General features: G+C 55.6%; 11 protein-coding genes. 4 read left to right on the top strand and 7 right to left on the bottom strand.

Translation table 11 applies throughout. The features are described 5' to 3' along the window. Positions 1-48: 48 nt before the first annotated feature. Entirely contained in the window at positions 49-1,629 is a 1,581-nt protein-coding gene (locus D9K61_RS20330) for an FMN-binding glutamate synthase family protein (RefSeq protein WP_120635019.1), read from the bottom strand. A gap of 273 nt (positions 1,630-1,902) precedes the next feature. Here D9K61_RS20330 and D9K61_RS20325 point away from each other — a divergent pair, with 273 nt between their 5' ends. After that, entirely contained in the window at positions 1,903-2,271 is a 369-nt protein-coding gene (locus D9K61_RS20325; protein WP_120635018.1) for a CrcB family protein, read from the top strand. After that, entirely contained in the window at positions 2,268-2,630 is a 363-nt protein-coding gene (locus tag D9K61_RS20320) for a CrcB family protein (protein ID WP_120635017.1), read from the top strand. Before D9K61_RS20325 ends, D9K61_RS20320 begins: the two co-directional genes overlap by 4 nt. Here the strand turns inward: D9K61_RS20320 and D9K61_RS20315 are convergent. The 6 genes from D9K61_RS20315 to D9K61_RS20290 are packed head-to-tail and all read right to left on the bottom strand — an operon-like array spanning position 2,627 to position 9,161. Next, positions 2,627-4,150: a DHA2 family efflux MFS transporter permease subunit gene (locus D9K61_RS20315; RefSeq protein ID WP_120635016.1), complete on the bottom strand. Its 1,524-nt coding sequence runs from the start codon at positions 4,148-4,150 to the stop codon at positions 2,627-2,629. The genes D9K61_RS20320 and D9K61_RS20315 overlap by 4 nt on opposite strands. Next, positions 4,147-5,130: an HlyD family secretion protein gene (locus tag D9K61_RS20310; RefSeq protein ID WP_162946980.1), complete on the bottom strand. Its 984-nt coding sequence runs from the start codon at positions 5,128-5,130 to the stop codon at positions 4,147-4,149. Before D9K61_RS20310 ends, D9K61_RS20315 begins: the two co-directional genes overlap by 4 nt. 33 nt (positions 5,131-5,163) lie before the next feature. Further along, positions 5,164-5,490 carry a cytochrome o ubiquinol/quinol oxidase subunit IV gene (locus tag D9K61_RS20305; protein ID WP_162946979.1) on the bottom strand — a complete coding sequence of 109 codons (327 nt, stop codon included), beginning with the start codon at positions 5,488-5,490 and terminating at the stop codon, positions 5,164-5,166. After that, positions 5,483-6,115 carry a cytochrome c oxidase subunit 3 gene (locus D9K61_RS20300; protein WP_120635014.1) on the bottom strand — a complete coding sequence of 211 codons (633 nt, stop codon included), beginning with the start codon at positions 6,113-6,115 and terminating at the stop codon, positions 5,483-5,485. The genes D9K61_RS20305 and D9K61_RS20300 overlap by 8 nt, the downstream gene beginning before the upstream one ends. After that, on the bottom strand, positions 6,112-8,202 hold the full coding sequence (locus D9K61_RS20295; RefSeq protein WP_120635013.1) for a cbb3-type cytochrome c oxidase subunit I: 2,091 nt from the start codon (positions 8,200-8,202) through the stop codon (positions 6,112-6,114). The genes D9K61_RS20300 and D9K61_RS20295 overlap by 4 nt, the downstream gene beginning before the upstream one ends. After that, complete coding sequence (locus tag D9K61_RS20290; protein ID WP_162946978.1) at positions 8,199-9,161, bottom strand: cytochrome ubiquinol oxidase subunit II; 963 nt, start codon at positions 9,159-9,161, stop codon at positions 8,199-8,201. Before D9K61_RS20290 ends, D9K61_RS20295 begins: the two co-directional genes overlap by 4 nt. A gap of 184 nt (positions 9,162-9,345) precedes the next feature. Between D9K61_RS20290 and D9K61_RS20285 the strand changes: the two genes are divergently transcribed. Both D9K61_RS20285 and D9K61_RS20280 read left to right on the top strand, forming a co-directional pair. After that, the gene (locus D9K61_RS20285) at positions 9,346-10,581 is read left to right on the top strand and encodes a lytic murein transglycosylase (RefSeq protein WP_120635012.1); all 1,236 of its coding nucleotides are present in this window, start codon (positions 9,346-9,348) and stop codon (positions 10,579-10,581) included. A gap of 467 nt (positions 10,582-11,048) precedes the next feature. Continuing rightward, a complete protein-coding gene (locus D9K61_RS20280; protein ID WP_120635060.1) occupies positions 11,049-12,677 on the top strand; it encodes a peptide ABC transporter substrate-binding protein in 1,629 nt (542 codons plus the stop codon). Positions 12,678-12,722 lie beyond the last annotated feature (45 nt).

The following is a 12,722-nucleotide window of genomic DNA, read 5'->3' as shown; positions in this document are numbered from 1 at the left end:
GTAAGACGGATGGAAAAGGTCAATCCTTGGCGGTGTCAGAGATTATTTTTAAAAGTGTTCGGCAGATGCTCGTTTCCAATCCGCCGCGAACTCTTCCGGGACTGCCTCGGTCAACAAAGCGCCATCCTCGATGAACGAATACAGCTCGGCATAAGAACGTTCGCGTTCATCTGCCGTGCGCCGTCGAATATCACTCGGGTGAAGGTCCGAAACTTTCGCTTTGCCCATAGCGCCCAGCAGCTCTCGGAAGCTCTCCAGCGTGGCATCATGAAAACGATGCACCCGCTGGCGTTTTTGCGGCACATTCACCGCACGGCCCCGGATCGGATCCTGCGTGGCCACACCTGACGGGCAGCGGTTCGTGTTGCAATGCAGGGCCTGAATGCAGCCCACCGCAAACATCATGGCCCGCGCCGCGTTGCACATATCGGCCCCCAGCGCGCATTTCTCGATCATGTCATACCCGGTGGCGACCTTGCCGGAACAGATGATCCGGATCTTGTCGCGCAGGCCGACGCCACGCAGGCTGTTATTCACAAAGATCAAAGCTTCGTTCAGCGGCATACCCAGACGATTGGTAAATTCAACCGGGGCAGCGCCTGTGCCACCTTCGGCCCCATCAACGGTGATGAAATCGGGCAGGATACCCGTCTCAAGCATGGCCTTGCAGATCGCCAAAAACTCGGACTGGTTGCCGATGCAAAGCTTAAACCCAATGGGCTTGCCACCGGACATCTCTCGCAAATGCTGCACAAAATTCATCAAACCTGTTGGCCCGTCGAAGGCCGAGTGTATGGGTGGCGAGATGACGTCCTGATGTTCTGGTACCCCCCTGATCTTGGCAATTTCCTTGTCGACCTTCGCAGCAGGCAGCACCCCACCATGCGAGGGCTTTGCGCCCTGTGACAGCTTGATCTCGATCGCTTTGACCACATCCTTCTTGGCTTTTTCGGCAAAGGCATCTTTGTCGAAACCACCCTCGGCCGTTCGGCAGCCAAAATAGCCCGTGCCGATCTGCCAGATAATATCCCCGCCTTCAGCGAGATGATGCGGCGACAATCCACCCTCACCTGTGTTGTGGGCAAACCCACCGTCTTTGGCCCCGCCGTTCAAGGCACGAATGGCGTTTGCGCTGAGTGCTCCGAAACTCATTGCCGAAACGTTCAGACGAGACGCGCTGTACGGCTTATCGCATTGCGGCCCGCCCAGCGTGACGCGTTCTTCGCTTTTCTGGACATCCTTGGGCGCCATCGAGTGGTTGGCGCGGTGATACCCGACAGTCATGATATCGTACTGGGTGCCAAAGGCTTGCGTGTCCACCTGGCCCTTGGCACGCGAATAGACCAGCCCGCGGATGATCCGGTTATAGGGCCGACCGCTGTCGTTGGTTTCCACGAAGTACTGACGGATTTCCGGGCTGACAAATTCCAGCATGTACCGGAAATGCCCCAGAACCGGATAGTTGTTCAGAACATTGTGTTTGGTCGTCAGCATATCGTAAAGGCCAACAACGGCATACGGCACAAGGAATAGCAGCAGCCAATGAGCCGGAGGCCAGTAAAACCCCCAAATTGCCACCAGTGGCAGACACACATAACTCAGGAAGTAATAGAGCCTGCGTATAATCATTCCTGAACTCCCTGGGTGACGCCGAAAAAGCGTGGCCTTAATGGATTGGAGATGCTGAGCTCACAGCAACAGATCCAACGTGGAACAGTTATGCGTTGAATTGCAAGCGTTTGGTAAGACCGGTTGCCCGTTCGGGTGTCACAGAAAATGGATTAGCCGGTGCAGCAGCTGTTGATCCGATCCCGGGCAATCTGTATGCGGAACAGATCACGGAACGAGGCCACACGCTTGGCAAAGATTGAACCCCCAGTAGCTAACAAGGGCCGGATCCTGATGTTTCTGGCCGTCTTTGTCGGAGGCGCGCTCGGGTCCCTGCTGCGCGAGGCATTTTCGCTGGAAATCCCCGGAGCCGCGTTTCTAACCGCAACTTTTGGCGTCAATGTTGCTGCGTGTTTCATTCTGGGCTGGCTGTACTCAATACGCCATCGGGTGCATGCCCATGTTCTGCATTTGGGTGCTGTGGGGTTTTGCGGTGGGCTGTCGACATTCTCGTCCTTCGTGGCCGAGCTTGAAAGAATGGCAACCAGCAACATCTGGACGGTCCCTGCCGCCGCTGGGCTAGAGATATTCTTTGGCCTTGCCGCTGCAGTTCTAGGCGAGGTCCTGGGCCGACGCTTTCATTCAGAAAGCCGCCGGGGATGACTGACCTGTTTCATCACGCAATGTTTGGTTTGGGCGGTGGTCTGGGCGCAGTGTTGCGGCACTGGCTGGCCTTGCGGGTCAGTCATGATCTTCCCTTGTCGACACTGATCGTGAATGTGATTGGCAGCTTGCTGCTGGGGCTTTGGATTGGCTATTTGGGTGGGCCAGTCGAGATGGGCGAAGAAGAAAAACGGCTGGTCTTTGGATTTTGCGGTGGCTTCACCACGTTCTCCAGCTTTGCTTACCAATCCCTTGAGCTGCGCTGGGAGCGCACGATCGCGCTGGCCGCGGGAAACATTCTGGTTAGTTTGATCCTGTGTTGGTTTGCGCTGTGGATAGGCCTTGCGCTAATGCGCTAGTGGGCATGCACCGTAGGCTGGGTACCCGGTTTCGATGCGCGGCAGAAGAACAGCAACGGTATCGTTGCAAACGCCAACAGACCCAGATTATTGAACACTGTCAGATACGAAATAAGCTCTGCCTGGCGCGCGATTTCCTGGCCCAGAATTGCCGCGCCCTCGGCGCTATCGGGTGTCAGACCCAAGGGCTGCAGATAGGCCTGAGCCGCCGGATTGTAGGGCGTCACATTCTGGCTCAGCACTGCGGTGTTGGTTTGCAATCCGCGGACCACCCAAGTGCCGACCAGCGATATCCCGATTGACGATCCCAGCTGACGGGTGACGTTGAACAAACCCGATGCCTCATCCTGCCGGGTTTGGCTGATACTCTCGAACGCCAATATGGACATTGGTACAAACACCAACCCCATGCCCAGCCCGCTGACCGCCCCCGGCCAGGCAAGTTGCCAAAAACCGGCATTCAGATTGAGCGCGCCCAGCATAAAGTTTCCAGCAGCCGTCAGCAATAACCCGATACCAGCTAAGACGCGTGGGTCGAACCGGGTGACCAGAACTGCACCGGTCAAAACCATTGAGAGTCCGGCCGCTACGCCTCGGGGAATGAACAAGTGACCTGAGACAATAACGGGATAATCCAGCAGGTTTTGCACAAAAGTGGGCAGTATGGCGATTCCGCCAAACAGAGAGATAGCAAAACCAGCAATGATCAAGTTGCACAAAGCAAAGTTGCGATCCGCGAACAGGCGAAGATCAACGACCGAGGTCTTGGAGGTCAGTCCGTGGGCGACGAAACCCAGGGCACCGAGAACCGAGGCAATCGCGGCAACTTGGATGACGCGCGACGAAAGCCAATCCTTGGTCTCCCCTTGGTCCAGCACGAATTGTAGGCAGCCAATTCCAAGGGCCAGAAGGGCCAAACCCTTCCAGTCGATCTTGATCTCTTCGGTTTCGTCATCTGGCAATTCCCCGGCCAACAGAAGCAACGCCATTGCCGCAACAGGTAGATTGACAAAGAACACCATCCGCCACGTGAAATACTCAGTCAGGATCGCCCCCACAGTCGGCCCAAGTACCGGGGCAACGACAACTCCCAGACCAAAGACCGCCATTGCCTGTCCGCGTTTCTCACGTGGGAACGCATCGAACAGGATGGATTGTGACAGAGGAATCAGGAAGGCACCAAACATGCCTTGCGACAGCCTGAAGACCACAATGGTTTCCAGGCTCCAGGACAGGCCACACATGATCGACATCACGGCAAACCCGGTAACGGCGGTCAGGATCAGACGCCGCCGGCCAACGCGCCGCGCCACAAAACCGGTCAGCGGCATCACAACGACGGCCGAGACGATATAGCTGGTTAGAATCCATGTCGCCTGATCAGAGGTCGCACCAAAAGCTGCCTGAATATGTGGGAGTGCCACGTTGACGATCGTGCTGTCCAATACTTCGAGTACGGCGCTGAGCACAACGGCAACCACGATCACCTTATTGATGCGGCTGGTCGCGGACGGTGTCATTTTCCGTCCGAAGATCCGGTTGTGTCGACAACCACTTTGCTGCTGCCACCAACACGCAGCGGGGCGTCGGTCGGATCAAGATCGATCCGCACCGGGAACCGCCGGGTCACCTTGACCCAGTTGCCACTGGAATTCTCGGACGGCAGCAGGGAAAATGTATCCCCCGATCCACGCCCGATGGATGCGACTTTGCCGGTCAGGGTGACTCCGGGCAGCATGTCGATCTGAACCGTCACAGGTTGACCGGGGCGAATTCGGGGCAGCGAGGTTTCCTTGAAATTGGCGTCCACCCACCAATCCGAAGATTCAACAATCGAAAACTGAGGCGCATTGGCGGAGACTGATGATCCGGGGCGCAGGCTTAGATTGGCGATCCAGCCATCGGCTGTTGCAAACACCTTGGTCCACGCTTGATTGGCTTCGGCAATCTCAAGCTGTGCTTGCGAAGACAAGATATCATCCTGTTTCGCCGCCAACCCGCTCTGCAATGCCAACAGACTGGATTGGCTGGTGGTCAACCGCGCCGAAGCCTGTGCAAATGCCGAGGTCGTCTGGTCCAGAGAAGCCTGCGCCAGATCCCCGCTTGCGTGCAAAGCCTTGGCACGTTCCAGACTTTTGTTGGCCGTATCATATGCAGATTGCGCACTTGCAACCGCTGCCTCGGCGGCGGTGATCTGCGTGGAATAAGACTTGGCCTGTTGAGCCGCACTGTCCAGATCCGCCTTGGCCTGATCTACTGACGCCCTGAATTGCGTATCATCGATGGAAAACAAGATACCCCCGGTCTTGACCGGTTGGTTCTCGATGACATGCACGTCTGCCACCTGCCCTGTCACTTGGGCCGCCACGTAGATGATATTGGCACCGATATAAGCGTCTTTTGTCGACGGATACCTCTGATCATGACGCCAATACAGCACCAGCCCAACGGCGATAGCACCCAGCATGACAATAATGGCAACAGATTTGAGGGATTTCAAGCGCGCTTCCTTCCGTCTCGTGATCCAGAGTGTCTACATCATGTGCATATGCATACGGATTGACAGATTGCCCAAGATCCAGATCGTCCCGAGGATGATGATCAGCAGAACAAGTGTCGAAAACAAGATCAGGTCCAGATCTTCCCGACTGCTACGGCGCCGGTCGATGTGCAGGAAATAGACGAGCTGCACGATCAACTGGGCGAGGCCAAGCAACCCAATGGTCAGATAGACCCCCACCGTCTCGATGCCATACTGATAGGTAACGCCAAACATGAGCAGTGTCAGCAAAAGCGAGCCACCATATCCAATAACATAGCGGCGCCGTTCGCGCCGGTGCATTTCGGTCCGATTATCCATAGGTCAGCCCTCCGAAATACACGATGGTGATGATTCCGATCCAGATGAGGTCCAAGAAGTGCCAGAACAGCGCCAACCGAACCACGCGCGAAATGACCAGATCAGTCATGCCCATCACGCGCAATTGTATGCCCATCACGATCAGCCACAGGCATCCAGCCGCCACATGCAGCCCATGCAGTGGCACCAAACCGAAGAAGGCCGACAGGAAACCGCTGCGCTGAGGGATGCCGCCTTTTTCCGCCATGGCCATGAAATCGCGGATTTCCAGTGCCAGAAAACTGAGGCCAAGCAGCAAGGTCACACCAAACCAAAGAACGATGCGCGCCCTTGGCTGATTGTATTTTAACGCCAACATGGCAAGACCAACCGTCAAGCTGCTTGTCAGCAGGATCAGCGTTTGCGCAAAGACGCTTTTCAGGTCGAACAGATCATGCGGTCCCGGCCCCCCCGCCTGCGCATCGATCATTGTGATGTAGATGGCGAACATCAGGCCGAAATAGACCAGATCGCTCATCAAAAAGACCCAAAAACCAAAGGTCACCACCTCGGCGGCCTTATCAGCGCTGGCGTGGCGGTGGCCCAGATTTATGCCAGGATAGCTGTGGGTGGGTGCACGTTTCATGTCACCGCCTCCAGATCGGGGCGGGCAAGGCCGCGGTTCTCCGATGCAGTTTCGTGATCACGATTGATCGCCGTTGAGGCATGAACCAGGTCCAACCACGCCTCATGCTCTTTGCGCACCTCTTCGGCCGGGATGACAAGTTCGGTGCTGGTATCAAAGCTCCAGACGATTATGGCCAAGACAATCAATGCGGTTACCAATATGGCCAGCCACCAGATCCACCAGACCAATGCAAACATCCAGACACCGCTAAGGACACAAAGGATGAAACCGATGCCCGTGTTCCGCGGCATCTCGATATCCTCATAGGCTTCGGGTTTTGGGTAGGCCCTGCCTTGCTCTTTGGCGGCCGCAAAGTCATCCCGATCGGTAACCTGCGGAATGATTGCAAAGTTATAGGGCGGCGGCGGGGATGGAATGGACCACTCCAGTGTTCGCCCGTCCCACGGATCACCCACTGGTGCCATGGTCTTGCCCCGGTCGCGGATGCTGACCCAAAGCTGGGCCAATACAGACAGCAGCGCCGCCAGGATGACCAACGCTCCGATCACGGCGACTATCATGTAGGGATGAAAGCTGGGATCTTCCCAACTGAAAGACCGGCGCGGCATGCCCATCAGACCCACAAAATACAGCGGCAGGAAGGTCAGCATGAAACCAATGGTCCAAAGCGCAACGGTCACACGGCCCCAGAACTCGTTCAGCCGGAAACCGAAAGCTTTGGGAAACCAGTAGTTATAAGCCGCCAACAATCCAAACAGAACGCCCGGAAGCAGCACATTGTGGAAATGGGCGACCAGGAACAGAGTGTTGTGAACCTGATAATCGACGGTGGGATTGGCCAGAATAACACCACTAAGTCCCCCAATGACGAACAGCATCAAGAACCCCAACCCGTAAAGCATCGGAACCGTGAACCGAATACGCCCACGCCATAGCGTTGCCATCCAATCATAGACTTTTACGCCCGTCGGGATGGCGATCAGCATCGTAGCGATTCCAAACACGGCGTTAATCAGCGCGCTCTGGCCCATCGTAAAGAAATGGTGCAACCAGACCGTGAAGGACATGATCGCGATCGACATCGTCGCAATGACCAGTGAATTGTAGCCATAAAGGCGCTTGGCCGAGAAGGTCGCAAAGATCTCGGAATAGATACCGTAGGCGGGCAGAACCAGCAGATACACCTCGGGATGACCAAACAACCAGAACAGGTTGGCGTAATTCATCATGTTGCCGCCAAGGTCGTTGGTGAAAAAGTGGAAGTCCAAATACCTGTCAGCCGCCAGCAACAGGGCTGCAACGCCCAGAGGCGGCATTGCGAAGATAAGAAGGATCGAACTGCAGATGATTGTCCAGCAATACATCGGCAGCCGCATGAACTTCATACCCGGCGCACGCAGCTTGTAGATCGTCACAGCAAAGTTGAGACCAGTTAAGGTCGTGCCTACCCCTGAAACCACAATCGCCCAGATCCAATAGTCCGGACCCACACCCGGATTGAAAGCAGCGCCAGTGTAGGGTGGATAGGCGGTCCAACCCCCGGTCGAGAACTCTCCGACCACCAGCGACACCATAAGCATCATGCCGGCGGAAACTGTCAGGCCAAGACTGATCTGGTTCAAGACCGGAAAGGCAACATCCCGCGCGCCGATCATCAGCGGAACCACAAAATTCGCGATACCAAACACAAAAGGTACGGCGACAAAGAAAATCATGATCGTGCCATGGGTGCTGAACAGTTCAGCAAAGTGTTCCGCCTCCAGAAACCCATCGCCTGGACCGGCCGCCTGTTGCGCGCGCATCACGACGCCTTCAAGCACTCCGCGCGCAAGCATCACGATCGCAAACACGATGTACATAATTCCAATTTTTTTGTGGTCGGCGCTGGTCAGCCAATCGCGCCAGAGCGGGCCCCACAATCGAAACCACGTCAGAAGGCTGACCACCGCCACAACACCAACAATCACGATGCCCGCAGCAGTATTGGCGACGATCTCATTTGCGTTGGGGTCCTGAATCAAACCAACAATGGGCAATGCATCCCAGTTCAGACGACCAAAGAAACCTGACTCGGGTGATGTCATTGGCTTGTCTCCTGTCCGAATTCGACCGTTCCGGGTTGTTGATCCACCGAGAGTGGCTCTCCGCTGTGGTATCGGTGCAGAATGGAGTGGAACAGATCGCCATCGTCGAGTTTGAAGTACAGAGCGTTGTCAGGCATCTGGGCGGTTCCAAGCGCTTTTTGAACCTCATCCCGGTCCGTCCGCATCGCCAGTATCTGATACGTCGACTGATCAAGCACGATACCGTTCTTGCGAACCTCTTCGACCCATGCACTGAAATCATCCGGTTGCATGGCGCGTGTTTCGAATTTCTGTTTGGTAAACCCGCGGCCATTGTACTGGGTGTTCTCGCCCTGCATCTGTTCCGGCCTGTCCGCCACCAAATGCAACTCGGTCGTCATTCCGGGCATCGCATAAATCTGACCAGCCAGCGCAGGGACCATGAAAGACTGCATGACCGTGTCCGTGGTCAGCGTCATCGCGACCTGCTGCTTGACCGGAATTCCCAGCTCACCCACGCTTGCGATACCCAGATCGGGATAGATGAACAGCCATTTCCAATCCAGACCGACAACCTGCACCTTCAGAGCAGGCTCCTCACCAAACGAAGTGGCGTAAGGGTCGAGCCGATGCGTCGACTTCCACAGAAAAACGGACAGAATGATCACGATAAGAACAGGCACACCCCACATCAGAAACTCGAGCTTGGCCGAGAAATCCCAATTGGGGGTGTAGGCTGCGTTACCATCCTTGCGGCGGCGATACCGCAGGGCAATCAATGGCACCAGAATCAACACAGGAATGACCGCTACCAGAATCAAAGCGGTCGCCCGCAACATATGGGTTTTTTGCACAGCGGCGATTGGCCCCTGCGGATCCATAAAACTGTCACTCGCCGCGGCCATCTGTGTCGAAATCATCAAAACCGCAAGGGCCAACAAAATGGGAACTGGTGCGGGAGACGTTTTGGTGGTGGTCATGACTGACGGTCCTCTCCTGCACTCAACTTGGTGCAACTATCGGCAGAGACAGCAGTTTTCTCAAGGCTTTTCCTGACCGACAGCCGTCAAACTTCAATATCCCCGCCAGTAAGCTCTAACTTAGTATTCAGAAGGCGCGTCTTCCCGTTGACTTGGGACCGTGGCCGCGACACACATTACAAGCATGCGCACGCTTCTTATTTCACTCGGTCTTGCACTGCTAGCACACAGCGTCTTGGCCCAAGACCGTGTGGCTGTTGAGCGTCAATTTCAATCATGGCTGCAAGAAACGATCTGGCCGCAAGCGCGCGCAAAAGGTGTATCGCGCCATACGATGACGCAGGCCTTTTCCGGGGTTTCGCTAAATTGGGATCTTCCGGATCTTGTGCCACCAGGCAGCAAGGCAAAAACGCCCAAGACACAAAGGCAGGCAGAGTTTGGCTCACCCGGTAAGTACTTCAACGCGGGCTCGGTTCAGGGCGCCACTGCGGTGGGGCGGAAAATGGCAAAACGCCACGCTACAGCGCTTTCGCAGGCCGAAGCCAAAACTGGCGTCCCGGCACGCATCATATTGGCGATTTGGGGACGTGAAAGCGGTTATGGCCAGGTCCCCATCCGTCACGACGCCTTTCAGGTCCTAGCCACCAAAGGCTTCATGAGCACGCGCGCAGACTATTTCACTAATGAGCTAGTAGCCGCGCTCCAGATTGCTGACGACGGGCACGTACAGGGCCGCGCGATGAAAAGCAGTTGGGCAGGTGCACTGGGACAGCCGCAATTCATGCCATCAAGTTTTCTGGCCTTTGCCGCAGATGGGAATGGCGACGGGCGCGCAGACATTTGGGGATCCGAAGACGACACGATCGCATCAATCGCCAATTATCTGGCTCGGCACGGCTGGGTCGCAGGGCGGGATTGGGGGTTCGAGGTCAACGTGCCTACGTCCGTCTCCTGCGCATTGGAAGGGCCGGATCAGGGGCGGCCCATTCGCGACTGGGAAGCACTGGGGATTACGCGCGTTTCAGGCAAAGCTTTCCCCGCGCACGAGCGAACCGGAGAGGGGTATTTGATGATGCCTGCGGGGCGAAACGGACCCGCCTTTTTAGTCACACCGAACTTTTATGTACTCAAGGAATACAACAAGAGTGACCTCTATGCCCTGTTCGTCGGCCATGTGGGCGATCGAATTCAATATGGCGTCGGCGATTTCCGCAGCAGTTGGGGAAAGATCGGCGGGCTCTATCGATCCGATGTCGCCGTTATGCAACGGGCCTTGGAAGAGCAAGGGCACGACGTCGGAGGTGCCGACGGGCTGCCAGGTTTCAAAACCCGCCGATCCATCGGGCGCTGGCAAGAAGCGACGGGTCGCACACCCACATGCTTTCCCGAGAAGAAGATGAAGGCCATATTGGTTCCCTGACATTTGTCGGGAAATCACGCACCGGTTTTCGGATCAACCCATCCCGCCTTTGTCAGTGATTCGCTAAATTTCGGGCTGCACCTGACCGTTGGCACACCAGAAGGTTCCATGTCCCGCGTTGCCCCAACCGCTAACCTTTAACAGATATGTTAAAGCAAGGCGCTGATTGATCACAAAGTTTCAGAGCGGCCCGGCAAAACGGAAATTTTCAGCCTTCGGTTGATCAACCTACACACCAAGGCTTTTACCGTTACTAAAAAAATGTAACGTTTCCGCGCAGTGAAAGAACACTTTCGCAGTTACGTTCCTGACAGCAAAATGGAAGGCCGCGACGCAGTGCTTATTGCGACTTGGCAAAGCCAAACTCAATCAAGACTGTATCCCGGCCCATGTCGGACAAAAACCGGTTGCCGGATGTCACCCCTGCGGGTGGCACCTATCTGGCTCCAAAAAATGGGAGAAAAATCATGAACAAAATTATCCGAACATCGCTGGCTGGTCTCTTGACCTCGACCTTTATGACAGGTGCCGCATTCGCGGCTGACACACACCCGGAAACGGGCGAGGCACTGGCAGATGATCAGACATTTATCTACCGTCTTGGAGATGAACACACCTCGGTCGACCCACAGGTCGTCGAAGATACATACGGCGCCGAAATCGTACGCGACCTATTTGAAGGTCTGATGAATCAGGATGAAGACGGTAATCTGGTTCCCGGTGTGGCGACTGGTTATGAGGCCAACGACACCAAAGACGTTTACACATTTACCCTGCGCGACGATGCGAAGTGGTCGAATGGTGATCCGGTTACCGCAGGTGATTTTGTCTTCGCCTGGAAACGGGCCGTCGATCCCGAACTGTCGTCCCCCTATGCGTGGTTCATGGAGCTAATGTCGATTGAGAACGCCGCCGACATCATTGCAGGCAATGCACCTATCGACGATCTGGGCGTCAAAGCCATAGACGACAAAACCCTCGAAGTTCGCCTGAGCGCGCCACTGCCCTACTTCCCACAAATGACGACGCATTCGACCACCTTCCCTGCACCGCAGAAGGTCGTCGAAGAGTTTGGCGACGCTTGGACCAAGCCGGAAAACATCGTTTCGAACGGTGCATATGTCTGGACCGAGCATCTACCGCAGGAACGTTCGACACGAGAGCGCAACGAAATGTATTGGGACAATGACAACACCATCCTCGACAAAGTCGTGACGTTGGTCATCAACGATGAAAACGTTGCTTTGACACGTTACCTTGCAGGCGAGCTGGATCGGACCGAAATCCCCGCAGGTCAGTTCCCACGTCTGAGCCAGGAACATCCCACAGAAGCGATCAGCTTCCCACGCCTATGCAACTATTACTACACATTCAACATGACTGAAGATGGACCTGAGGCATTCAAAGATCCCAACGTTCGTCAGGCGTTGTCACTGGCCGTGGACCGCGACATCATCACCGAAAAAGTAATGGCCGGCGGCCAGCCGCCAGCCTACACCTTCGCGCCCGAAGCAACTGCAGGCTTCACTGTTCCAGCGGTAGAAATGGCATCGATGAGCCAAGCCGAGCAGGATGAACTCGCAAAAGAACTTCTGGCCGAGGCGGGTTACGGTCCGGACAATCCACTCAGCTTCGAAATGGTCTACAATACCAATGAAGATCACAAGAAGGTCGCCGTTGCTGTAAGCCAAATGTGGAAACAAAAGTTGGGTGTTCAGGTCGAGCTGGCCAATATGGAATGGAAAGTGTTCCTGGAAGAACGCGGCAACCAGAACTTTGACCTGGCCCGTGGCGCATGGTGCGGCGACTACAACGAAGCGTCCACCTTCCTGGATCTGCTGCAGTCAGACTCTGGCTACAATGACGGGAAATTCGCCAATGCCCGTGTTGACGAACTGCTGGCCGAGGCCAAAACGTCAGACGATCCGGCACCTCTTTACACCGAGGTCGAGCGTATCATCGCTCAGGAAACGCCAGTAATCCCGATCTACCACTACGCTGGTGTCTACATGATGGACAGCGATGTCGGGAACTGGCCGGTGAACAATGTCGAGCAAAACTGGTACTCGAAGAACCTGTACAAGCTCGCCGATTAATCATCCTTTGATCACGCGCTGCCCCGGGACACTTCCCGGGGCAGC

Origin of the sequence: Ruegeria sp. EL01 (assembly GCF_900313035.1) — a bacterium.
In the GTDB taxonomy this organism is placed as follows: domain Bacteria; phylum Pseudomonadota; class Alphaproteobacteria; order Rhodobacterales; family Rhodobacteraceae; genus Ruegeria.
Note: the sequence above shows the minus strand (reverse complement) of the source record. Positions and strands in the feature narration are given on the sequence as shown.

Coding starts and splice junctions, on each gene's coding strand:
- D9K61_RS20330 (WP_120635019.1), bottom strand. CDS start 1,629: ATGATTATACGCAGGCTCTATTACTTCCTGAGTTATGTGTGTCTGCCA.
- D9K61_RS20325 (WP_120635018.1), top strand. CDS start 1,903: ATGTTTCTGGCCGTCTTTGTCGGAGGCGCGCTCGGGTCCCTGCTGCGC.
- D9K61_RS20320 (WP_120635017.1), top strand. CDS start 2,268: ATGACTGACCTGTTTCATCACGCAATGTTTGGTTTGGGCGGTGGTCTG.
- D9K61_RS20315 (WP_120635016.1), bottom strand. CDS start 4,150: ATGACACCGTCCGCGACCAGCCGCATCAATAAGGTGATCGTGGTTGCC.
- D9K61_RS20305 (WP_162946979.1), bottom strand. CDS start 5,490: ATGGATAATCGGACCGAAATGCACCGGCGCGAACGGCGCCGCTATGTT.
- D9K61_RS20300 (WP_120635014.1), bottom strand. CDS start 6,115: ATGAAACGTGCACCCACCCACAGCTATCCTGGCATAAATCTGGGCCAC.
- D9K61_RS20295 (WP_120635013.1), bottom strand. CDS start 8,202: ATGACATCACCCGAGTCAGGTTTCTTTGGTCGTCTGAACTGGGATGCA.
- D9K61_RS20290 (WP_162946978.1), bottom strand. CDS start 9,161: ATGACCACCACCAAAACGTCTCCCGCACCAGTTCCCATTTTGTTGGCC.
- D9K61_RS20285 (WP_120635012.1), top strand. CDS start 9,346: ATGCGCACGCTTCTTATTTCACTCGGTCTTGCACTGCTAGCACACAGC.
- D9K61_RS20280 (WP_120635060.1), top strand. CDS start 11,049: ATGAACAAAATTATCCGAACATCGCTGGCTGGTCTCTTGACCTCGACC.